The 23,147-nt window shown below is 58.3% G+C and carries 18 protein-coding genes and 4 pseudogenes; 13 read left to right on the top strand and 9 right to left on the bottom strand.

Going from position 1 to position 23,147, the window contains the following annotated elements; translation table 11 throughout:
• The first annotated feature begins 125 nt into the window (after positions 1-125).
• The 3 genes and pseudogenes from ABJ99_RS14680 (at position 126) to ABJ99_RS14670 (ending at position 2,741) form a co-directional block, all read left to right on the top strand.
• Positions 126-1,335 (top strand): annotated as a pseudogene (locus ABJ99_RS14680) (GGDEF domain-containing protein).
• A 372-nt stretch (positions 1,336-1,707) separates the two neighbouring features.
• Positions 1,708-2,181 carry a hypothetical protein gene (locus ABJ99_RS14675; protein WP_054086412.1) on the top strand — a complete coding sequence of 158 codons (474 nt, stop codon included), beginning with the start codon at positions 1,708-1,710 and terminating at the stop codon, positions 2,179-2,181.
• Positions 2,182-2,303: 122 nt separating this feature from the next.
• Positions 2,304-2,741 carry a GNAT family N-acetyltransferase gene (locus ABJ99_RS14670; protein ID WP_054086411.1) on the top strand — a complete coding sequence of 146 codons (438 nt, stop codon included), beginning with the start codon at positions 2,304-2,306 and terminating at the stop codon, positions 2,739-2,741.
• A 159-nt stretch (positions 2,742-2,900) separates the two neighbouring features.
• Here the strand turns inward: ABJ99_RS14670 and ABJ99_RS29870 are convergent.
• A pseudogene (locus tag ABJ99_RS29870) lies at positions 2,901-3,878 on the bottom strand (methyl-accepting chemotaxis protein); the annotation flags it as partial.
• Positions 3,876-4,388: pseudogene (locus tag ABJ99_RS29865) on the bottom strand (Tar ligand binding domain-containing protein); the annotation flags it as partial. The pseudogenes ABJ99_RS29870 and ABJ99_RS29865, both read right to left, overlap by 3 nt.
• A gap of 279 nt (positions 4,389-4,667) precedes the next feature.
• Here ABJ99_RS29865 and ABJ99_RS14660 point away from each other — a divergent pair.
• Both ABJ99_RS14660 and pcsA read left to right on the top strand, forming a co-directional pair.
• Positions 4,668-6,683: an alkaline phosphatase D family protein gene (locus ABJ99_RS14660; protein WP_054086409.1), complete on the top strand. Its 2,016-nt coding sequence runs from the start codon at positions 4,668-4,670 to the stop codon at positions 6,681-6,683.
• A gap of 87 nt (positions 6,684-6,770) precedes the next feature.
• Entirely contained in the window at positions 6,771-7,490 is a 720-nt protein-coding gene (pcsA, locus tag ABJ99_RS14655; RefSeq protein ID WP_007253077.1) for a phosphatidylcholine synthase, read from the top strand.
• Positions 7,491-7,557: 67 nt separating this feature from the next.
• On the opposite strand, the gene ABJ99_RS14650 is transcribed toward pcsA, so the two are convergent.
• From ABJ99_RS14650 to ABJ99_RS14640, 3 genes are all read right to left on the bottom strand, one after another.
• Positions 7,558-8,778, bottom strand: coding sequence for a sugar transporter (locus tag ABJ99_RS14650; RefSeq protein ID WP_054086408.1), 1,221 nt, complete (start codon positions 8,776-8,778; stop codon positions 7,558-7,560).
• A 266-nt stretch (positions 8,779-9,044) separates the two neighbouring features.
• Positions 9,045-9,476 carry a thiol-disulfide oxidoreductase DCC family protein gene (locus tag ABJ99_RS14645; protein WP_054086407.1) on the bottom strand — a complete coding sequence of 144 codons (432 nt, stop codon included), beginning with the start codon at positions 9,474-9,476 and terminating at the stop codon, positions 9,045-9,047.
• 132 nt (positions 9,477-9,608) lie between these two features.
• Entirely contained in the window at positions 9,609-9,950 is a 342-nt protein-coding gene (locus ABJ99_RS14640) for a zinc ribbon domain-containing protein YjdM (RefSeq protein ID WP_054086406.1), read from the bottom strand.
• Between the two features lie 297 nt (positions 9,951-10,247).
• Here ABJ99_RS14640 and ABJ99_RS14635 point away from each other — a divergent pair, with 297 nt between their 5' ends.
• From ABJ99_RS14635 to ABJ99_RS29855, 4 genes and pseudogenes are all read left to right on the top strand, one after another.
• Positions 10,248-12,272, top strand: coding sequence for an acyltransferase family protein (locus tag ABJ99_RS14635; protein ID WP_054086405.1), 2,025 nt, complete (start codon positions 10,248-10,250; stop codon positions 12,270-12,272).
• Positions 12,273-12,333: 61 nt separating this feature from the next.
• Positions 12,334-12,987: an HD domain-containing protein gene (locus ABJ99_RS14630; RefSeq protein WP_054086404.1), complete on the top strand. Its 654-nt coding sequence runs from the start codon at positions 12,334-12,336 to the stop codon at positions 12,985-12,987.
• A 113-nt stretch (positions 12,988-13,100) separates the two neighbouring features.
• Positions 13,101-13,916, top strand: a pseudogene (locus ABJ99_RS29860) (MCP four helix bundle domain-containing protein); the annotation flags it as partial.
• A complete protein-coding gene (locus tag ABJ99_RS29855) occupies positions 13,911-14,774 on the top strand; it encodes a methyl-accepting chemotaxis protein (RefSeq protein ID WP_412032782.1) in 864 nt (287 codons plus the stop codon). The pseudogene ABJ99_RS29860 and the gene ABJ99_RS29855, both read left to right, overlap by 6 nt.
• A 72-nt stretch (positions 14,775-14,846) precedes the next feature.
• Here the strand turns inward: ABJ99_RS29855 and can are convergent, their stop codons facing one another.
• Positions 14,847-15,485, bottom strand: a complete 639-nt coding sequence (can, locus tag ABJ99_RS14620; RefSeq protein ID WP_005890963.1) for a carbonate dehydratase — start codon at positions 15,483-15,485, stop codon at positions 14,847-14,849.
• A 175-nt stretch (positions 15,486-15,660) separates the two neighbouring features.
• On the opposite strand from can, the gene ABJ99_RS14615 reads away from it, so the two are divergent.
• Positions 15,661-16,065 carry a hypothetical protein gene (locus tag ABJ99_RS14615; RefSeq protein WP_054086403.1) on the top strand — a complete coding sequence of 135 codons (405 nt, stop codon included), beginning with the start codon at positions 15,661-15,663 and terminating at the stop codon, positions 16,063-16,065.
• 10 nt (positions 16,066-16,075) lie between these two features.
• On the opposite strand, the gene rimI is transcribed toward ABJ99_RS14615, so the two are convergent.
• Together rimI and ABJ99_RS14605 are read right to left on the bottom strand one after the other, a co-directional pair.
• Positions 16,076-16,531 (bottom strand): ribosomal protein S18-alanine N-acetyltransferase, encoded by a 456-nt coding sequence (gene rimI / locus ABJ99_RS14610; RefSeq protein WP_007253084.1) that lies wholly within the window; start codon positions 16,529-16,531, stop codon positions 16,076-16,078.
• Positions 16,524-17,327, bottom strand: a complete 804-nt coding sequence (locus ABJ99_RS14605) for a hypothetical protein (RefSeq protein WP_054086402.1) — start codon at positions 17,325-17,327, stop codon at positions 16,524-16,526. The genes rimI and ABJ99_RS14605 overlap by 8 nt, the downstream gene beginning before the upstream one ends.
• Before the next feature lie 144 nt (positions 17,328-17,471).
• On the opposite strand from ABJ99_RS14605, the gene mksB reads away from it, so the two are divergent.
• The 3 genes from mksB to mksF are packed head-to-tail and all read left to right on the top strand — an operon-like array spanning position 17,472 to position 22,262.
• The gene (mksB, locus tag ABJ99_RS14600) at positions 17,472-18,749 is read left to right on the top strand and encodes an Mks condensin complex protein MksB (protein ID WP_054086401.1); all 1,278 of its coding nucleotides are present in this window, start codon (positions 17,472-17,474) and stop codon (positions 18,747-18,749) included.
• On the top strand, positions 18,739-19,446 hold the full coding sequence (gene mksE, locus ABJ99_RS14595; protein ID WP_005890955.1) for an Mks condensin complex protein MksE: 708 nt from the start codon (positions 18,739-18,741) through the stop codon (positions 19,444-19,446). Before mksB ends, mksE begins: the two co-directional genes overlap by 11 nt.
• Positions 19,443-22,262, top strand: coding sequence for an Mks condensin complex protein MksF (mksF, locus tag ABJ99_RS14590; protein WP_054086400.1), 2,820 nt, complete (start codon positions 19,443-19,445; stop codon positions 22,260-22,262). Before mksE ends, mksF begins: the two co-directional genes overlap by 4 nt.
• Positions 22,263-22,319: 57 nt before the next feature.
• Here mksF and ABJ99_RS14585 read toward each other — a convergent pair whose 3' ends face one another.
• Positions 22,320-22,898 (bottom strand): plasmid pRiA4b ORF-3 family protein, encoded by a 579-nt coding sequence (locus ABJ99_RS14585; RefSeq protein ID WP_054086399.1) that lies wholly within the window; start codon positions 22,896-22,898, stop codon positions 22,320-22,322.
• Between the last annotated feature and the right edge of the window lie 249 nt (positions 22,899-23,147).

The following is a 23,147-nucleotide window of genomic DNA, read 5'->3' as shown; positions in this document are numbered from 1 at the left end:
CGCTGACCAGCAAGCCAATACCGATACCGCTGGTCGATATGACACGTTAGCACTTTGCAGATTGATAGCACTAAGACATCATTCTCTATGTCCTAACAGACTCGATGTCAATGTTCCGGTGCAACATGCTCGCTCCCGCCACTGATCGTCCCAATTCTGAAGATTCGCAGACCCTCGCCGAGGTAGAGCAGACGATTGCTTCAGGTGTAGGCGGGCTGCGTTTCAGCAAGGAACTGGAGCGGCGCTATGAAGCAGACACCCATCAGCAGCGTGTCCAATTCATTACCACTGTCGGCATTGGCGGCGCGCTGATTTATAACCTGTACCTGATCAGCGACTGGCTGATGCTACGGGACGTGTTTTTCTATGCAGCGCTCAGCCGACTGTGCCTGATAACCCCCATGTTCATCGTGATGATGTTGCTCGCCCGACATATCACCTCTCGCCGGTCTCTGGAAACAACGGCTGCAATCGGCCCTGTCGTCGCTTCGCTATTGCCACTGATCGTAATGATCCACAGCAATAGCCCTTACCAGCTTCATTATCAGCTGGGCATGCTGCTGCTCATGGTCTATTGCACCATGATCCAGCAACTGCCGATGCGCCACGCGACCGTCGCCATGCTATGCATGCTGATCATTCAACTGGTCACGACTTATATCGCCGGTTTCGCTGACTTTCTGACCTGGCAGGCCAATGCCGTGCTGTTTGTGTCGACGGCAGCCCTACTGTTGATGGCCTCCTATTTTCTGGAACGCGGCAGCCGCCTGAGCTACCTGTTCGCATTGCGGGGTCGCCTGCTGCAAGCGCAGCTGGTAGAAATGGCGCGTACAGATGCACTGACTCAATTATTCAACCGACGCTATCAGGACGAAGTGATCACGTCGTTCTGGCAGCGCGCGCGGGAGACGACCACCAATGTGGCCATCATCCTGCTGGACATCGACCATTTCAAATCCTACAACGACAGTTATGGCCATCCACAAGGCGATACCTGCCTCAAGTTGTTGAGCGACGTGATCCGCCAACAGGCCAGTGAATGCGGCGCCATGGCGTTTCGATTCGGCGGCGAAGAAATCCTGATATTGATGAACGCCGATGCTCGTCAGGCCAGAAAGATGGCCGAAGCCCTGCAAGCTTCGGTGGCAGCCCTCAAACTCTCGCACCCGGTACTCGGTGAAGGCGCGCTCGTCACTATCAGCCTGCGCCACTGCACCCAAGACCTCGCCCGAGAGCCTCATAAGCGCTGCCGACAACGCGCTGTACGCGGCCAAACGTGCAGGCCGCAACTGCGTCTGCTTCGCGCGTAATGACGCCTTTGAGTGTCTGGTGTAGCGGCAGACCACATGCTCGCGCAACGCCGGACGTCCAGTATGCGGCAACAGTGATCAGGATTTGGTGCCCGTCCCTAACGCCGCCTCAGCTGCGGCGGTCGCCAGTGTTCATGGATATACGCGGCAAAAGGTATTTTCCTACAGCAGTACCAGAACCGTCCGAACTCTCATACTGAGCCCCAATGGTATTGTCTCTCCGCACCCCACTCTGTCAGGCCAAACAGCGCGCCGCGCCTGCCATGAAACTGTAAGCCGTTGAGCGATCTTTGAACCCGGACGGACTGGAATGAACGTTGATTTCGGGGTATTTCATACTCGATACAGGCAATTCAAGAAAACTGAAGGACCCGTAAAACCCTCTGGAGATGGGCAAATGGAAGCTCGTGTAGCAAATCTTGAGAAGGCGATTCCTGAAGTAAGAGAGCGCCTTGTGCGCATCGAAACAAAGCTCGACGGCGTTGATCAGCGTTTCGATGCTGTTGACAAGCGTTTCGATGCCGTCAATCAGCGTTTCGAAGCCGTTGACAAGCGTTTCGATGCCGTCGATCAGCGTTTCGATGCTGTTGACAAGCGTTTCGAAGCCGTCGACAAGCGCTTTGATACTGTTGACCAACGTTTCGAAGCCGTCGACAAGCGTTTCGATGCAGTTGACAAACGTTTCGATGCAGTTGACAAACGTTTCGACGGTATCGAGGAGCGTATGGCGACCAAGGCAGATCTTGAGGTACTCCGAGGATCGATATCAACGGATGTTCAAAAATCCATTTCTGATGCCTCCTGGCGCTTTATCCAGATTTCGGTGGTGCTTGCAGGCCTCGCTTTCACGGCAGCTAAATTCATACGCTGATTTCTGACCAAACTCGTACTCGTGCGAATTTTGCCGTTTGACACCGCACGCACTCTCGCGCTTTACCCCGGTTACATCCCGCTTTAATCTCGGCGCGCAATCATTTGGCTGGGAGCCACTGCATGGGCATTCACATTGACGTCAATACCAACCCGACAGAAGAAGATCGCCTGGCGATTCTGGAGCCGTTGAAGCGTTTCAACGCTGAGCAGGCGGGGGACGGGAAATCCGAAAAGGTGGCGATGTTCATTCGCGATGACGAGACCGGGAAGGTCGTCGGCGGGTTGCACGCTCGTCTTCTGTTCGAATGGTTGTTCATCGAGCTGCTGGTGGTACCCGAGCAGGCACGAGGCCAAGGCATGGGTTCGCGTTTGATGCAGATGGCCGAAGATCTGGCGGTGGAAAGGGCCTGCGTCGGCATCTGGCTGGACACCTTCGATTTTCAGGCACCGGACTTCTATCGCCGTCAGGGTTACACCGAGTTCGGCCAGATCGACGATTATCCACGTGGACACAAGCGCGTCTTTTTTCAGAAGCGCTTGTCGGGCAAACAGCCCTGAGGTTTGTCAGACCTTGAACCGGCCCACCAGGTTGTTGAAGGAAATCGCCAGACGGGACAGCTCCTGGCTGGAAGCACTGGTCTGGTGAGCGCCGGCAGCGGTCTGCGTGGACAAGTCCTGAATATTGATCAGGTTGCGGTCCACTTCGCGGGCAACGTGGGATTGTTCTTCCGAAGCCGTGGCGATGAGCATGTTGCGGTCGTTGATTTCAGCGATGCTCTTCGCGATACGCTCCAGTGACTGACCGGTAGCCTGGGCCAGAACCTGAGTGTTGCTGGCCAGATCCCGGCTGTTTCCCATGGCGCGCACAGCCTGATCGGCGCTCGCCTGAACGCTTCCGATCATGGCTTCGATTTCACCTGTGGACGCCTGAGTACGAGCTGCCAGAGCGCGCACTTCGTCGGCCACCACCGCAAAGCCGCGGCCCTGCTCACCCGCTCTCGCGGCTTCAATGGCGGCGTTTAGCGCCAGCAGATTGGTCTGCTCGGCGATACCACGAATCACATCCAGTACTTTGCCAATGTCACGAACGCGTCCGGCGAGTTCTTCAACCATTACGGTCGAACTGCTGATCTCGGCGCTGACATGATTGATCGCATTCACGGCATCACGGGCCTGATCACGCCCGGCAGCAGCCTCGGTGCTGGTCTGTCGCGAGGCATCGGACGTCGACATAGCGTTGCGCGCGACCTCTTCCACCGCTGCCGTCATTTCGTTAACCGCTGTGGCAGCCTGTTGAATCTCATCGTTCTGGCGTATCAGACCGCGACTGCTTTCCTCCGTCACCGCATTCAGCTCTTCAGCGGCAGAGGCGAGTTGGTCGGCAGCACCGGAAATCTGCCCGATGGTGCTTTTGAGATTGTCCTGCATGCCGCTCAAAGCAGTAAGCATCAAGCCTGCTTCATCGCGGCGAGCGCTGGCAATAGGCTGGGTCAGATCGCCACCGGCAATACGCTGTGCACTGGCAAGTGCAGAAGCAATGGGCGAACTGATCACGCGATTGATAAACAGCGCCAGCGCAAATGCAGCCACAAACGCTATGCCGATGCCGACATACAGATTGAGGTTGGCTGTAGACTCTGTTTTCTCGGCAGCAATAGAACCCTCGCCTATCTGACGGGTGTTGGAGCCCAGCATGATGTTCAGATCGTCCATTACCTTGAGATAAGCAGTGCGCACCTCACCATCCACCAGCCCCCTTGCCGCAACAAGATCGCCGGAAGCTATGATGCCCATGGCCCGCTCGACCAGCGCCTGATAGGCGGGCCAGTCCTTGTCCATCTGATCGGCCGCAGCACGTTCGTCATTTTCAAGAGGGGTAGCAAGATAAGCCGAGTACGCCGTTTCTGCTTCAGCCCGGTTTTTCTTCAGGCTGGCAATGACATCGTCTTTTGCACTTTGCGGCGCATTGGCGGCCACGACACTGATAAAGCGGTACAGGTCACGATTCTGTTCGACCGTATTGATCATCGCCTCGTTGGTTTTGGCCACCGACACCAGATTGTTGGAGAACGCGAGTTTGAGACTGGTCGCAAGTTCGGCAATGCCCCGACTGGCAACCATCCCCACACCCAGAGTAATCACCGCGCATAATGCGAATGAGATAAACAGCTTGGTCGACAGCTTAGCGTTGTAGAACCAGTTCATACGGGGAGATCTCTCGTCAGAACAACGGGAAAAGGCTGATGAAGGGAACACGGAGTGTAGACCGTTTCAGACTCTGTATGAGAGAAGCTATCGGCCTTGGCGGGTGTCACTGAAGAGCCAAAGCAAAGCGCTTCGTCCGAATGGGTTCAGGACTTTGCCGCCCATGCTGCAATGCCTTGAAACAGGCTGACCTTGGTGCCTCAACCGTGTAACAAGAACTTTCAACGCCTGCTGCGTTACTATTTCCCGCCTAAGGTCTCATCAGAGTTTTGAATCAGGATGCCCTCTTCGCCCGCAGAACAACCCGCGTCATTACCCCCAGTCCTCGCAGGCCCGCTGTTACGCCGTCAGGAAGCCGGCCGCCTGGTGTTGTGGCTGGTGGGTTCGCGTCCGTTGAGTCTCACGTTACGCCTGCAACAAGCAACGGCGGATAACGCAGCAGACGGTTTCGTCGACTATTTGCTCGCCGACCCGCAATGCCAGGTCATCGCCGTGGGCCGCCACGCGTTCATTCACCTGATTGACCTGCAACTGGATGCCGATCTGCCCCGAGACAGCTGGATCGAATACGACTTGCTGGTGGACGGCGAGCCCGGCGGCATTGCCGAATGGGCACCGCACCTGCTGTACGAAGGCGCCCGTTACCCGAACTTTGTAGTGCGCAGCAGCATTGATCACTTGCTGCACGGCTCCTGCCGCAAGCCACACCATTGCGCAGCAGACGGTCTGCTCTGCGTGGACCGCTTGCTGGCCGACACCAAAGAACCGCAGCAACGCCCTGCCCTGTTGATGATGAGCGGCGACCAGATCTACGCTGATGACGTCGCCGGGCCTATGCTGCGTGTCGTTCATGCGCTGATCGAACGCCTGGAACTGTTCGATGAGCAACTGGAGGGCGCTGTGGTCGAGGACAGCGCCAGCCTCTACACGCATCCGGCCAGCTATTACCAGCGCGCCGATCTGTTGCCGGCGCTGAAAAGCAACGACACCCTGCGCGAGCGATTCTTTGGCGGTGCCAGCAAGCCGGTGTTTACCAGCAGCACCGCCGACAACCACCTGGTGACGCTGGCGGAAGTGCTGGCGATGTACCTGTTGGTCTGGTCGCCAACGCCCTGGACACTGATCGAACCGGACATGCCCCCGCTCGACGCAGAAGAACTCGAGCGTTACGCCAAAGAGCAGCTGTTGATCGACGAATTCGTCACCGGGCTTGGGGGCGTGGCGCGTGCGATGGCTCATTTGCCGTGCATGATGATCTTCGATGACCACGACATCACCGATGACTGGAATCTGTCGGCCAACTGGGAGCAGACGGCGTATAGCCATCCGTTCTCGAAACGCATCATCGGTAACGCGTTGCTCGCCTATCTGCTGTGTCAGGGCTGGGGCAACAACCCCGACGCGCTCAACGAGCTGGTGCAACAGGCACATGGGTTGAGTGAACAGGCTGTCGGCAAAGACAATCAACTCGACAGCCACGCCCAGAACGCGCTGATCGATCAGTTGCTGAAGTTTCAACAGTGGCATTACGTGCTGCCCACCAGCCCGGCACTGGTGGTGCTGGATACACGGACGCGGCGCTGGCGCAGCGAGTCGAACTTCAATCACCCGTCCGGTCTGCTTGACTGGGAGGCACTCAGCGAACTGCAACAGGAGCTGATCGACCACAAGTCAGCGATTATCGTGTCGCCAGCGCCGGTGTTCGGGGTCAAGCTGATCGAAGCGATACAGCGGATTTTCAGCTGGTGCGGCTACCCGCTGCTGGTGGATGCAGAGAACTGGATGGCGCACCGTGGCGCAGCGAATGTCATTCTGAACATCTTTCGCCACTCCAGAACCCCGGGCAATTACGTGATTCTGTCGGGCGACGTGCACTACTCGTTCGTCTACGAAATCCTGATTCGCCACCGCAGCGGCGGGCCTCATATCTGGCAGATAACCAGCAGTGGTATCAAGAATGAATTCCCCCGACGCTTACTGGACACTTTTGATCGGCTGAATCGCTGGTTATACTCACCACGCTCACCGCTGAACTGGTTCACCAAGCGACGCCTGATGAAGGTCATCCCGCGTACGCCAGAGCACAGCAAGGCCGGTGAACGCTTATGGAACTCGGCAGGTGTCGGTCAGGTTTTTTTCAATGAACAAGGCCAGCCGACCCTGATCAACCAACTCAATGCCAACGGTGAATCACCTACCTGCTTCGTCGAACCGGAAGAATACGGTGACGAGCGGTCTGAAACAGATCGCAGTTTTCTGGAAAACAACCGGGAAACAAGGGATAGTCACCGCTAAACTTATCGGCAATTGCCGGGTCGATAGTTGCTACCAGTCAGGTTTGCGGCACACCCTGGCAAGCATTATTTCCTGGAGAGCGCCCCCGTGATAACCAATCAACGCATAGCCAGACTCAACGCCTGGGGCGCGCATGGCTTCACCGCCACCGGCGTAGTCCTTGCGTTTCTGGCGACCATTGCCTTGTTCAACAATGAACCCAAAGCCTGCCTGTTGTGGCTCGGCGCCGCGCTGATCGTGGACGGCGTGGACGGCTCGCTGGCGCGCAAGGTCAACACCACCTCCGTACTGCCGCACTTCGACGGCTCGGTGCTGGACCTGGTGATCGATTACCTGACTTACGTGTTCATCCCGGCATTGTTCATCTATCGATACATTCCGGTCCCGGACTACACGCTGCTGCTGAGCGTTTCGGTGATTCTGGTCTCGTCGCTGTTCTGCTTCTGCAATGTCGACATGAAGAGCAAGGACAACTACTTCCAGGGCTTCCCGGCGGCATGGAACGTGGTTGCGCTGTGTCTTTATATTCTCTCACCGGCGCCGTGGCTGACGTTCGTCACCATCATTGCCCTGGCATTGCTGACGTTGACCCGCATGAAGTTCCTGCACCCGTTCCGCGTGCGCCGCTTCATGCCGATCAACATCGCGGTCACTACCGTCTGGTTGTTGTCCAGCGCGCTGCTGATCATCAACCATCCGCACAACGGCCCGCTGGTCATGGGCCTGTGGCTGGCCATGTCGGCGTACTTCCTCGGGATCTGCATCTGGAGAACGTCGCTGGAATGGCTGGGCCGGCTCAAGGCCTGAGTCAGCCGTGAATACATAAAAGCTCGCTGATCGCCTTGCGCGGTCAGCGAGCTTTTTTATGCGCACATCATTTGCTCTCGGCCTGCACCTCGGCTGCGGGCCGGACCTTGCCGAAGTGATGCGTCGTGAAGCAGCACAACCCCAACCCGCCAAGGGCCAGCAGGCCGCCGACGATACCGACGTTCGCAACGCCCAAGTGGCTGCTCACCACGCTGCCGAGCAGCGCACCGCCGCCGATCCCGATGTTGAAGATGCCCGAGAACAGCGCCATTGCCACGTCGGTCGCATCCGGTGCCAGCGCCAGCACCCGTGCCTGCAACAAAAGTCCGAAACACATGATCGCCATACCCCAGACCACAGTCAGCGTGCCGAGCATGGTTGAGTCACCGGAAAGCGGCAGCAGCATCAGCAGGCACATGGTCAGCGTACCGATGGCGGTGATCAGCAGCCCGTTCGGGAAGCGATCGCTGAACAGGCTGAAGATGATCGAGCCCATGATCCCGGCACCGCCGAAGACCAGCAGCAGGATGGTGGTCATTTCGCCGCTGAGTCTGGACACGGTCTGCGTGAACGGCTCGATATAGCTGTAGGCGGTAAAATGCGCGGTGACCACAATGGCGGTCAGCAGGTAAATCGCCATCAAGCGCGGACGCTTGAACAGAATCGGCAGGCTGCGCAACGAGCCAGAGTTCTGGCTGGGCAGCAACGGCAGCGCGCGCGCCAGCAGGAAGACGACCAGCGCAGCGACCCCGGCGATGCCCAGGAACGTAGTGCGCCAGCCCAGCGCTTCACCCAGCACGCGCCCCAGCGGAATACCCAGCACCATCGCCAGCGAAGTACCGGTCGCCAGCAAGCCGAGCGCCTGGACCTGCTTGCCCGGCGGCGCAATGCGCACGGCCAGCGACGCGGTGACCGACCAGAACACCGCGTGCGCAAACGCAATACCGACCCGGCTCACCAGCAGGATCGCAAAGCTGGAGGCCATCGCAGAGATAACATGGCTGACCACAAACAGGCCGAACACAAACATCAACAGCTTGCGGCGCTCAATGTTGCGGGTTGCCAGCATCATCGGCAGCGACATCAGTGACACAACCCAGGCATAGATCGTGAGCATCAGCCCGACCTGTGCCGGGGTCATGTCGAAGCTCTGGCCGATGTTACTCAACAGGCCAATCGGCACAAACTCGGTGGTATTGAAAATAAAAGCCGCCAAGGCCAGCGCGAAGACGCCCAGCCAGCTGCCTGGGCTTTCATTTTCTTTGGCGTTCGGAGGTATCGTTATCAAGAATTTACAGCTCTCTAGAAATGTTCCAACCCGAAGGTCGACCGCCACACGTAACAACACGCCTGGCACCTGTACAGAAACCACAGCCTGCCCCACTGAAAAACCAACGCAAAAACGCTCCGCTCGACCTTCAGGATCGGGCGCAGTGTGCAAAGTGGATTATTGTGAATATGGGGAATACAGCCAGATGCTGCGAATTCTACGGACCGCCAAGGTGGATCACAACCCGTCCATGGCTATGAGACTTTACAAATGACCGCCGGTCGTCAGTCGCCAAGGAAGCGCTGCCGGTGCTCGGGCGACGGCAACAGGCAATGATCATAGCGCCCGAACAGGCGATAGCGATTGAGCGCGATGCGGTTGTAGGCCCAGTCGCGCAGAATGCGCGGAAAAATACGCAGCACTTTGAGCAGCGGCCATGGCGCAGGCAACAACCCCATGATGTGCAAAAAGGCGTCCGAACGAACAAACACACGATTGTTGACGATGACCGCGATGGTGTGAAATTCGTCCAGCGGCAGACCGGCCCATTGCAACAGGGCCTGGCCTTCTTTTGATTGCACCGCTGCCAGTCGCAGACGCCGGTGCGGGTCATGGCGGATCAGAAACCGGACCACGCCATTGCACAGCTTGCAGACGCCATCGAACAGCACGACGCATTCATCAGGTTGCAAATAAGGTGCGGGGCTTGTCGACATGCAATTCACCTGCCTTGGAAAGAGCCACCGCCTGTTGCAGCAGAACACAGGCATGTGACGTCCGAAAACCCGAACGCCTCGTCGGTCGATTGACCGGCGAGGCGTTCACGTTAAAGCGATTGCGCGTCCGGATCAAACTTTCCGGACGAACTCGGACTTCAGCTTCATGGCGCCGATGCCATCGATCTTGCAGTCGATGTCGTGATCACCGTCGACCAGGCGAATATTCTTGACCTTGGTGCCCACCTTGACCACCAGCGACGAACCTTTGACTTTAAGGTCCTTGATCACGGTAATCGTGTCGCCGTCCTGCAGTACATTGCCGGTGGAGTCCTTGATCACTTTCACGTCGTCTGATGCATCGGCGCCACCGGCGTCAGCGGACCACTCATGGGCGCATTCCGGGCAAATCAGCAAGCTGCCATCTTCATAGGTGAATTCGGAATTGCATTTCGGGCAGGACGGTAAGCTCACAGTGGTTCTCGCATCGAGTGGAGGTAAAAACCATGAATTATAAAGGGCTTTTCCTGTTTCAGGGTGGGCGCCGCTCATTTGCGGCTCAATACTGCCATCAGCCGAGTGGACAAATGCAGAGACCTGAACTAAAAAATAAAGGCGATTGAGCCGATATTTCCCGCTATTTCCTCTTGCACCAGTTCCGCTCTTCAGCCACATCCGCCCGGCGCTCCGCGCTGGCGGTAGCCATTCCTTGTTGCAGCCTCCCGCCTGTTGCCATCGACACCTTCCATCGACACTGCGAGAACACACCTCATGGGCATTTCTCATAATCCCGCGCTCGGCTATCGTCCCGAGATCGACGGCCTGCGCGCGCTGGCGGTGCTTCCTGTCATTCTGTTTCACTCCGGTTTGCCACTCTTCAGCGGTGGCTTCGTCGGCGTCGACATCTTTTTCGTGATCTCCGGCTATTTGATCACCTCGATCATCATTGCCGAGATGGCAAACGACCGATTTTCGCTGATCAACTTCTACGAGCGGCGTGCACGGCGCATCCTGCCGGCCCTGTTCGTGGTCATGCTGGTCTGCCTGCCTGTCGCCTGGGCAACGCTTGACCCACCTGATCTGAAGTATTTTGCCAAGAGCCTGGTGGCGGTACCGACGTTTTCATCCAACCTGTTGTTCTGGCTGGAAAGCGGCTATTTCGATGCAACGGCGGAACTCAAACCACTGCTGCACACCTGGACGCTCGCCGTGGAGGAACAGTACTACCTGTTTTTTCCGCTGGTGTTGATGCTGGGCTGGCGCATGGGCCGCACCAGGCTCGTTGCACTGCTGGCGATTGTCGCTGTTGCGAGCCTGATGCTGGCGCAACTGGGCGCACGCCAGGATGCCAGCGACACGTTCTATCTGCTGCACGCGCGGGCCTGGGAATTACTGGCAGGCTCTTTTATCGCCTTCTACTTTGCCTCACGCCCGCGAAACGCCGACACCGCTAGCCCCGTTGCTCAGGCCGCGGCAGTGCTGGGCGTTCTGCTGATTGTTTACGGCGTCATATTTTTCGACAGCAGCACGCCCTTCCCCGGCCTCAATGCCTTGGTGCCGGTGCTGGGCACAACGCTGATCATTGTGTTCGCCAACGGCAAGACCTGGGTTGGCCAGCTATTGAGTGGCCGAGCCCCGGTATTCATCGGCATGCTCAGCTACAGCGCTTACCTGTGGCACCAACCGCTGTTTGCCTTCGCCCGCCAAACCAGCCTGCGCGAACCGCACCCTGCGGTGATGCTCGCGCTTACCGTACTTGCCTTGCTGCTGGCCTGGCTGAGCTGGCGTTTCGTCGAGCAGCCCTTTCGCAAAGCGGGGAAACTCGATCGTCAGCAGGTATTCACCTCGGCCGGACTCGCCTCAGCGCTGTTCATCGCCCTAGGGCTGACCGGTTATCTCAACAACGGCTTCACTCAGCGCTTCAACGTCAACCCGGCTGCGATGCACCAAGCGTTCGCCGACCCGCAGACACGCGATACCTGTGATAAGGGCTACAACGGCAAGGGCTGGACGATCGATTTCTGCCTGTTTGGTCTGGCCAATCCCGAGCAGTCACCGGACTGGGCGCTGTTTGGCGACAGTCATTCGGAAGCCCTGTTGTCGACATTCGACAGCGCCGCGCGTGCACAGGGCAAAACCCTCGTGCATATCGGCCTGGGCGGCTGCCTTCCGTTGCTGGGCGTGGACGTTGCCAGTGGCAATTACGACCCCGGCGTGTGCCAGGCGCTGGCCAGTCGCGAGTTTGAATACGTCAGGCAGCACCGGATCAGGAACGTGTTGCTGGTTGCACGCTGGACGCTTTACACCGATGGGGATTATGACGAGAGAAAGATGAGCAAGTATTTCCTGATCTCCGACGATCATCAGGAAAGAACCCGGGCTGCCTCAAGAGCCGTCTTCAAACAGGCCTTTGAAAAAACCATTCAGGCCTACCGCGATATCGGCAGCGAGGTGTTCATCGTGGCGCAAGTGCCGCAGCAACTGATCAATCCGGAAAACCTCTACTACCGCCTGGCGCGCGATACCTCGGACAGCGACGTGCAGAAATTGCAGCGGGTCGGCGAACTGTCGGTTTCTGTCGAGCAGCATGATGTCTTGCAACACTTCACACGCGAACTGTTCGGGCAGGCCAGCCAGCGGAATCAGATCAAACTGGTCACCCTGGACGACGCATTCTGCAGTGGCGGGCAATGCCTGATAGGTAACCTGACCTCGTATTACAAGGACTTCAATCACCTCAACGCCCATGGCGCTGCGCGGCTTGGCGGCCCGATCGGCCAGTTGCTTGCGCAGTAGGCTTTTTCACGGCAGGATTTTTGGTCACGCTGCTGCCCATGCAGATGCACAAGGAAACCTGATGATCGCCGCACGCTTTGCCCCATTCGAGGATCTCGCCGAGCGGTTGATTCCACACACCCACGCCGAAAAAATCGACGGCTCGCACGACGTCTCGCACTTGCTGCGCGTCTGGAATAACGTCTGTGTCATCCGGAATCACGAAGGCGGCGATGCGCGCGTACTGATCGCCGCCACACTGCTGCACGACTGCGTGCCGGTGGAAAAGGATTCACCGTTTCGCGCCGGTGCATCGCGATTGGCGGCGGCACGGGCCGGTGAATTGCTGACCGGCATGGGGTGGGATGAAGAAAGCATCGCAGCGGTCGCCCATGCCATCGAAGCGCACAGTTTCTCGGCGGCGATCACTCCGTTAACGCTGGAAGCGAAGATTCTGCAGGACGCTGACCGCCTTGATTCACTGGGCATGCTCGGCGTGGCGCGAACCTTTTATGTATCAGGCCGGATGGGCAGATCGCTCTACGACCCGACCGATCCTCACGCCAGCCAGCGCCCTTATGACGACAAGCAGTTTGCCGTTGATCACTTTCACACCAAGCTGCTGCACCTCGCTGATGGCTTCAAAACCCACACAGGTGAGCAGATGGCGAAGGTCAGACACACTCGATTGAAGCGCTTTCTCGACGAATTGATGGAGGAAATCGGCGCGTCTTGATTGCAAGCCATCGTCTGCTTTCGGATTAATCGAAAGATGTCATAAAGACATCACGCAACTGCCCTATAAACGGCTCTCCGAGAAGGTCCGTGTGTTTATAGGGGTCGTGTGCCGTGAAACGATTTACGCCTGGTTTTTTACGTCGGCGAACCACAACGACGCTGCTACGCCGCTTCAGGATCACCCCGCGGCTCGTGATCTGTTTCGGCATCAGCTCGATGCTGATGGTCGCACTGGGCGCGTTCTGCCTGCTGCAAATGCAGGCTATCCGCGAACAGGGCGAGGCTGTCGAGAGCGGCGCGCTGCCGAGTATCGCCATGGCCGACGCCATCGCCATCGGCCTGGTCAAACTGCGCAGCGAAACCACCCGCCTGATTGCCAATGCCGATGACCCGGGCGCGGTCATCAACAGCAAGATCAACGTCGAACAGCTCAAAAACGAGGTCGAGAAAGGTTTCGCGGACTACCTGGCGCGCGTGCAGTCCGGCACCGAACACGATTCCATCGTGGCGCTGCAGGATGCTTACAAAGCGTTCATGCCCGGCTTGCAGGAGCAGACTGCACTGATCGAACAGAACAAACTGGATGACGCCAGAATGCTGACCAACACCATGCTGTCGCTGCAAGGCGACCTGATGGATATGCAAGTGCAACTGCTGCGCGAACTGAACAAGCAAAGTGCCGCCAGTGCTGTCGAGGTGGCAGGCGCCAGCTACGAACAGACCCGAATCATCGCGTTGAGCGCGATTGCCATAGCCTTGGCGCTGACCCTGCTGTTGGCCTGGCGGCTGAGTGTCAGCATTATCCGTCCGGTGCGTCACGCCTTGCACATTGCCAGCACGATTGCCGATGGCGACCTGAGCGAGCACCAGATCCCGGATGGCAAAGACGAGACTGCGCAACTGCTGATCACGCTGGGCCGTATGCGCACTAACCTGCACAGCACCATTGACCAGATTTACGCGGCGGCGACCCAGTTATCGCAGTCGGTGCAGGAGATGGGCAGCATCGCCGAGGCCAGCGCGCTCAATCTGCAATTACAAAACGATGAAATCGAACAGGCCGCCGTTGCGGTCAATCAGATGAGCCAGGCTGCCGTGGAAGTGGCGGGTAACGCCAGCAATACCGTGACCGAATCCGAGGCTTCGACCCAGGCGGCAGCACAAGGCAAGGACAAGCTGTCGGCAACCATCAGTTCGATCAAGGAACTCACCGAAAACGTGCTCGACTCTTCGCATCAGGCTGAAGGGCTGGCCGAACGTACACAGAGCATCAGCAGCATTCTGGACGTGATTCGTGCCATCGCCAACCAGACCAACCTGCTGGCGTTGAACGCTGCCATTGAAGCGGCACGCGCGGGCGAAGCAGGACGCGGGTTTGCCGTGGTGGCCGATGAAGTCCGTTCGTTGGCGCAACGCACCAGCGCGTCCACGGCAGAAATCGAGGGGCTGATCAACGGCGTGCAGCAAAGCACTCAACAGACCGCCAGTTCGCTGCGCCATACGGCCAATCAGGCAAACCTCACCCTTGAGCAGGCCGCAGCAACCGGTGAGGCATTGAACGTCATCATCAGCTCGACGGCGACCATCAACGATCGCAATCTGCTGATCGCCAGTGCCGCTGAACAGCAGGCGCAGGTTGCAGGGGAAGTGGATCGCAACCTGAGCAGCATCCGTGACCTGTCGAGCCAGACAGCTTCAGGCGCACAGCAGACCACCGTTGCAAGTAACGCGCTGTCGATGCTGGCGACCGATTTGAATACGATGGTGCAACGATTTGTCTTGTAATGGTCTGATTACCGCCCACCAGCACGTTCGAAAACGGACTGGCAGGCGATAGCGCGCTCAAACGCGCGCTGATCAGTCCTGCGGGCGCAGGCGGTATTGCGGCGGCAGTTGCTCGAAACCGCTGATGGTCACGTCGAGGCTTTTCCAGCGGCCATCCTTGATGCCGTAGATGCAGCCATGTACAGACAGGCTCTGCCCACGGTGCCAGGCGTTCTGCACAATGCTGGTATGACCGACGTTGGCCACCTGCTGAATTACGTTCAGTTCGCACAGGCGGTCGACACGCTCTTCTTCGGTCGGCAGTTTGGCGAGCAATTCGCGGTTTTCATAATACAGATCACGAATGGTGCGCAGCCAGCCGTCGATCAGGCCGAACTGGCGATCCTGCATGGAGGCGCGTACGCCGCCACAGCCATAGTGGCCGGTGACGAGGATGTGTTTGACTTTCAACACGTCGACCGCGTACTGGATCACCGACAGGCAGTTCAGGTCCGTGTGCAGCACGACGTTGGCCACGTTACGGTGCACGAACAGATCACCGGGCAGCATGCCGACGATCTCGTTGGCCGGCACGCGCGCGTCCGAACAACCGATCCACAGAAATTCCGGCGTTTGCTGGCGGGCCAGCTTGGCGAAAAAGTCAGGGTCTTCCTGCTTTATCGCATCGGCCCAGCGTGCATTGTTATCAATCAGGTCTTGTAGCTCGTTCATGCTTTGACGCCTCGATAATGATGCCCAGCCTTGGACTGGTGTCCGATCCTTCAAGTCACGCCGTTGTGCCACTACCTGCGAAAGTCCGTCGGTCAACGACTGCCTATCAACAAAAAGGAATCTTCAAAGTCAGGCCCGGTCCACTTTTTACGACCACCTGAAATGAGGATTTCTCATGAACGATTCACACCGCCCGTTCGGTGCCACCGAACCAGAACCCATCGATGACAACGAAGACCGCATGGGCTCCATGGAAACACTCGATTTCGATGAGGAACAACCGGCCCGTATCGGCGATCTTATCCCTGAAGACGAGCTGCAACATGAAATTCCGGATCAGCGAGTGCGTGAAGCCGGGCTGACCGGCGCGTCGACTGACGACCATCATTCGACCGACGACGACCTGTCTCCGGAAATCCTGATCCATGAAGACGGCGCCCACTCTGCGTCCGAACAAGGCGAAGGCGATCCAGCCGACCTGGACCTGACCGTCGTCGACGAAGGTGACATTGGCGGTGGCGACGGGCTGGACGAGGGAGAACTGGCGATTGTCGATCCGCTGGACGGTAATCAGCGCTGATCCCGCGCTGTCAGTCCAGCAACGTGCAGGCCATGACCACCGCGTCTTCACGGCCGCCGTCCGCTGCCGGATAGTAATCACGACGCCGGCCTATCTCGTTGAAACCGTAGTGTTCATACAGACGATAGGCTGGCCGGTTACTGTCACGCAATTCCAGAAAGCATTCGCGGGCATTGAGCTGGTAAGCACGCTTCATCAGATGATCGAGCAGCAGCAAACCCAGACCACGGCCCTGATTTTCCGGTTTGACGGTGATGTTGAGCAGATGCGCTTCATCGATGATGACCTGAATCACACCATGGCCCACCTGCTGTGCCCCCTCGAACATCAGCCAGATTTCGTAGGATTTGAGCCCGTCGAGAAAAATTCCGCGTGTCCACGGGTGGGTGAACGCCGCGTATTCGATTTTCAGCACCGCATCCAGATCGGCTTCGGTCATGCGGCGGAAGGTTACGGCGTCACTCATCAATCGATTTCCAGCGCGTCATCAGCCGACGCATGGCTTTCCAGACGTCAGCCTTGCGTTGCGGCTCGTCCATCATTAATTCCAGGCCCGGCAGCGCCCAGGCAGCCCCCAGACCTTCGACCTGAAGTTCCAGATTGTACGACTCGGCATCCACCTCACCGGCGTATTTCATCGCTGGCAGACCGACCAGCCACAGGCAGGCGCACGCTTCGTCTTCCAGCCGGGCGCCGACAAAACCCTGCACGAAATCGCGCGCGGCTTCCGGCCCCTGATCCATCTGCCCGCGCACCAACAATGGCCAGCGCACCGGCTCGCCGATGATCTGCGGGCTGTCGGGCAGCCCGGCAGCGCGCAGCATGTCTTTGAGCAGCAGGTAGGAAGGATCACGGCTCTGAAACGGCTGGCCGGTGGTCAGTTCGACCAGCAACAGACAGTGCCCGGCGCGCAGCAGTTGCAGGGCAAAGCGCGGCGGCGGCACAACAGGAGCCTTGGGCGGCGCCGGCTCGGCTTCTTCGGTCACCGGGGCGGCCGTGCGGGTACTGGCCAGCGACGGCCGCGGCACTTCGATCTTCGGGCGCTCGGGCTGGCGAACCATCGGCACCACGTTCGACGCTTCAGCCGGCGCAGCCTGCTCGACCGGCGCGGCAACAGGCGCAAGGCCTTGCACCTCTACCGGCGGCAACGGCGCAAGCAGCTCCGGACGCGACGGTGCGGCGAATGGCAGTTCTGTGCGCGGCAGCCAGTTGACCACCTGCATGGCGGTCAAGTAAGCGCGGCGACGGGACTCGTTGAGCAAGGGTCAGCCACCTGTGGATAAGTTGAGCGCGCAATTCTAGCGTTGTTCGCCTTTTCGCGCTGCAGCATATCGCTGCGAGGTGAAATATCGGGCGACTGATGCAGTACAATCGCTGCTTTTCACTTGCCAACAGTCGGCCTAACGATGATCGAACCCAAGCGCGTCCTGCGCGCCCTTGCCGAGCACTGGGCGCTACTTGAGCCCTTATGCGAACATTTCGACCAGGGTACGCTGAGCCTGAGCGAGCTGCGTCTGCAACTGGCCGCACAGCAACAGGACAGCACCCCGCAAGACATCACCAATCTGCTGGATGTGTGGATTCGTCTGGACATTCTGGTGCCCGTCGCGAAAAGCCCGAACCGCTTCGAGCTGAATGCGCAGATCCACGACTTCCTGTCCTATCTGCGCCGCGAACACCGGCTGGGCCTGTGTCTGGAAATCGAAGCCTACCTGCGCCATCTGGAGCGGCTGGCCGGCTACATTCAGGACGCCTTCGATGTTCGCGATGCCAACGACCTGGCCAGACAACTACGGCTGCTGGACATGCGCGTTCGCGACGTACTCAAGAAGCTGGCCAACGACGAACAGGCACTGGTGGCGGTCGCTGACCGGGCCAAGACCAGTGATCGACAGATTCCGCTGCGCCAGCGCTACGCTGAAGTGCTGGCCACCTGGGACGAATACGTCGAGCCGATGATCCAGCTGGTCAACGCCGACGGCGCCTTCGAACAAGGCGTGCGCAAGGTCGAAGTCGTCCTGCTGCGCCTTCTGACCGAGCAGCAACGGCTTGGTCACCTGGTCGACGACGACATGCTGCTGCGCACCCACGCGCGCATCCTGGAAATGCAGACCAGCGCCCAGCTGACCTTGCGTCATGCGCGTGAGTTGCTGTTGCCGCTGCGCGAAGAGGCGCGTCGTCATAATGCCGTGACCCGAGGCGCGGCGCTGGCCTTGTCCGCGATCCGGCGCAAAGGGCTGGACGCTGTGCCGCAGGCTGCCATGCCGATGTTCACCCGGCCGCAAAGCACCTTTCTGGGCAGCGCGAGCCAGGTCGAGGCTTATGTCTATGCCTTGGCGCGCTTCGAACCCAAGCCTGCGAAGTTTCCCAAGGCCAGTGGCACACGCAAGGGCGAGCCGCCTCGCGCGCCACGTACGGTCAAGGAAATGCTTGAACGCTGCGAAGACGCTCTGCCGATGCCCGACCTGATGGTCTGGCTACTGGAGCAGGAGCCGACCGGCGAAACCGACGAGCTGTTGTATTGGTTTTCGCGGCTGTCGCGTGACAAGCGCTTTGCCCGCGAACGCCTGGAGCGCCGCGAATATTTCACCCGGGAGCACCGCGTCAGCCTGCGCTCCTTTGCCCTGCTCGCTCCAAAAGACGAGCAGCCAGAGAATTCCGAGAGCCCTGTTCATGCATCTTGATCTATCCGAAATGTCCCAGCTTGCGCCGATCTTTCGCGAGCTATTCAAGGGCTATCACATCAGCCGCCGAGATCCGGAGCTGTACGCCCAATTGTCCAACTGTCAGGACCAGTACCGCACGCTGTTCAAGGCGCTGGGTTACGAGCTGGTCTGTGACACCCGTGGCTTTTATTACTTCGTGCCTGAGCTGGCGGCCGCGCAGGTCAACAAGACCGCTCAGCGTCTGGCGCTGTTTACCTTCATCCTCGTCGAGCACCTGGCCGATCAGGGCCGTGACCCGATGTCGGTGCTGGACGGCGGCAGCCTGGGCCGCGACGAACTGCCTTCGATGCTGGAAAAGTACCGCGATCTGTTCCTGCAGGCCGAAGTGCAGACCCAGGAAGAGCTGGAAGAGAAGATCATGCGCCGCATGACTCAACTGGGCTTCGCCAGCGAAGAAGTCGGCATCTACCGCTTCCTGCCGCCGATGCACCGCTTTCTCGATGTCTGCCTGTCGGTGCAACAGGACCGCGACCTGGCGGCCAGCCTGCACAGCGCCCTGCCCTTGCCGACGCCAGTGCTTATCGATGACGACAGCGACGAAAAGCTGCTGGAAACCGATGACCCGCTGGACCTCGCCGAATTCGGTGAAGAGACCGAGGAAGAAGCGTTGGCCCGGGCAATCGCCGATGAGCAACGACAGGAGATGGACACATGAGCCAGGAACGTTATGGCATCCGCCGCTTTGCTCTGTTGAACACGGCCGGTTACAGCTTGGGGCTGTTCCCGCTGGAAAACCCATTGTCGGTGTATGGCGCGAACAACCTCGGCAAGAGCGCCTCGATCAACGCCCTGCAATTCCCGATTCTGGCGCGCATGTCGGACATGAGCTTCGGCAAGTACAGCCTGGAACAATCGCGACGCTTCTACTTTGCCTCCGACACCAGCTACATCCTGGTAGAAGTCTCGTTGCCCCACGGCCCGCATGTGATTGGCGTGGTAGGCCGTGGGCCGGGCGGCGGTTTCGGCCATCAGTTCTTCGCCTACGCCGGCGAACTGGATCTGGGTCACTATCAGAAAAACGACACCTGCCTGCGTCAGAAAGAGCTGTTCAGCAATCTGGAAAGCCAGGGCCTGAAAGCTTACGAACTCAAGCCCGACGAGCTACGCCGTCTTCTGGTCGGCGGCCATACGTCCATTCCGTTGGACCTGACACTGATCCCGCTGCGCTCCACCAGCGAACAGAGCCTCAAGACCTTCCGTGCGCTGTTCATCAACCTGCTGCATATGCGTGAAATCACGGCGGCCAAGCTCAAGCAACTGTTTCTGGATGCGTTCGAACACAGCCTGCGCTCGGGCAGCGTCGACTACATTGCCGCCTGCGAAGAAGCGTTTCGCGATGTGCGCCGCATGGAACAGGATTACAACTCACTGGTCCTGGCTGGCCCGCTGGTAGAAGCGCTGGCTGCTGGCGTCAAACAGCGCGACGTGCTGCGTGGCAAGCTGCATCGCCTGTCACCCATCCTTGATTCGCTGCTTGGCACCTGGTCGGACTATTCAGGTGCGCGAAAAGAGGAATTGGTTATCCAGGCCGAGCATTACCGTGCCCAACAGGATGAAATGCAGAACGACCAGCGCAGCAGCACTCAGGAGCTGATGCGTCTGGAGCGGGAGATCAGCAGCCTTCAACGCTGGATCGGCGAGCTTTCCGTGCTCAAGAATCGCTTCGCGCTGGTCGACGACGTGAAGGTGCTGGAGCAACAACTGCTGGCCGCCAAGGATGCGCACGATGAACTGGCCGGTGCGCTGGCCCAGTCCCGGCAGTTCAGCGCCGAGGATCTGGACGAACGCTTGCGCGATCTGGAAAAACGCCTCAAGTCGGTCAAGCAGCAACTCGATCACGCGGACAACAACAGCTATGCCCGCTTGCGTGAAGAGTTTTCCCAGCCGGACGTAGAACGCCTGATGCGCCTGTTCAACAGTGCGCTGTTCAGCCTGCCGCTGGGCGAGCAAGGTATCGCGCTGGACGATGACGGTGCCTGGGTCAAATCGCTGGAAATCATCCTGGACGGTTTCAAAGGCGATCAGTTTGCCGTTCCGGGGTTGAACGTCAACCTGTCGAGCATCGAACCTCCCGCCTTGCAAGCGTTGGCGGACCGCGCCGCGCTGCGCGATCAGAAAGAACGTCTGGAGAAAGAACTCAAGCAACTGAAAACCCAGCAAGCAGTGGCCGCTGACCGTTCGGCGAGCAAGCTCCAGACCGAGGCACTTTATCAGCAGGTGCTGGATGCCCAGAAAGCACTGGAAGACTTCCGTCGCTGCCAGACACTGAGCGTAGAAGAGTCTGCCAAGCTGGAAGAGTTGGCGCAGATGGAAGCGGCTCAGGATGAACTGAAACGTTCCAGTGACGCCTTTACCGAGCGCGTCCAGCAGCTGTCGGCCAAGCTGCAACTGATTGCGCGTCAGATCGGCGATATGGAATCCAAGCAACGCACACTGGATGATGCACTGCGTCGCCGACAGTTGTTGCCAGCGGACCTGCCGTTCGGCACGCCGTTCATGGACCCGATTGACGATTCGATGGACAACCTGCTGCCGTTGCTCAACGATTATCAGGACAGCTGGCAAGGTTTGCTGCGCAGCGATGGGCAGATAGAGGCGCTTTATGCTCAGGTTCGCCTCAAGGGCGTGGCGAAGTTCGACAGCGAGGACGACATGGAGCGTCGTCTGCAACTGCTGATCAACGCTTATGCGCACCGCAGCGAGGAAGCGCTGACGCTGGGCAAGGCGCGCCGTGCTGCGGTAACAGACATCGCCCGTACGCTGCGCAACATTCGTAGCGACTACGACAGCCTCGAGCACCAGTTGGCGCTGTTCAATCGGGAGATCAACAAGCGTCAGGTGTCGAACCTGGCCAGCTTCCGTATCGTGCTGGCTCCGAACAAGGAAGCGCTCAAGCACATTGATCAGATTATCCACAGCGCCGGGCAATACGAAGAAGGCGAAACGCTGTCGGTGTTTGATCTCAGCCAGAGCGCCGAGCAGGACAACAAGAACGAAGAGGCCAAGGAATATCTGGCACGCCTGGTGGCTGCCAACCATAACCAGTTGGGTCTGAAAGACCTGTTCGAGCTGGCGTTCGAGATTACCAAGGTCAACGGTCAACCGGTCATTCATACCGACATCGACGGCGCAGCCTCCAACGGCACAACCATGACCATCAAAGCACTGACCAACATGTACTTGTTGCTTCACTTGATGGATCGCGATCAAGCCGGGCGTGTGCGTTTGCCTTACTACCTCGACGAAGCAGCCGACATCGACGAGAAAAACCAGGCAGCACTGCTGGAAACCAGCCTGCAACTGGGCTTTGTCCCTATTCTGGCGAGCGTCAAGCCGCAGGTCTCGGCCCATGTGGCTATTGATCTTGAAGGCGGTAGCGGACCTAATGGCATCTACATCGATGAAGCGGACTGGAAGTATATTCAGCGTCGTGATGATGTGAAGCCTGAGATGCCGGAGCTGGCTTCGTAAGGGCTGTTTGCTGATATGGAAGGCCGCATGAAAATGCGGCCTTTTTTTGTCTGTTATTCAGACCTTCATACCATACAACCGATAATTGACGCGGGTATGGTCGAAGAAAGCAGGATCAAAATCATCGCCGTACCAGTCGAGCATGTTGTCGTGCTCGGGGTGATTGGGCGTTGTGACTGCAGCGAGAAACTCCGCATAGCCCCAGCTGCCACCGACATCTTCTGGAGGACACGCATTGGCACCATCAATGCAATAAGGCACCTGAGGACAGAACTCTTCTGGCAGCTTCTTCTCGACTTTGATTTTGTGGTCCCAGCAGTCGCCAAGATCGTAGAGGTAGGTAAATGTCTTTTTACCAGCCAGCGTCTGGATCAGCGTCTTCCTGCTCTGGGACTTTAGCGAGGATTCGCCGCCATCTGCGTCTGGAATACCGTAACGCTCACCGCCAATTTCGTACTCATGCAAGTGCCCGCCTTCCCAGCCCATTACTCGCTGAATGACAGCATGCAACTTGACCAGGGTAATGGTCTCTGGCACTACGACGCGACGCCAGACCTTGGGCTTAACCTCTTTCAACTCAATGTACAGCACCAGCAGATCTGCTTCAGGCTTGGCGGAGGGAGCTTTTTTAACCATACGACTGACCTTCCTAGCGCATTGAAAGTGAAACATTTCGCACCTTGATGATTTCGCGGTGCGACATGGAAAAGACCTGAAACTCGTTCGAGATTCTATCAACTCGCAAGGCTATGTTCGAAGGGCGCGGGTAAAGTTTTCAAAAGCCAAAAAACAAAAACCCTCAAAGCGTAAGCGATGAGGGTTTTTGGAATTTAATCTTGACGATGACCTACTCTCACATGGGGAAACCCCACACTACCATCGGCG

It is taken from the genome of Pseudomonas syringae pv. cilantro, from assembly GCF_001293775.1.
GTDB lineage: Bacteria > Pseudomonadota > Gammaproteobacteria > Pseudomonadales > Pseudomonadaceae > Aquipseudomonas > Aquipseudomonas syringae_P.
Note: the sequence above shows the minus strand (reverse complement) of the source record. Positions and strands in the feature narration are given on the sequence as shown.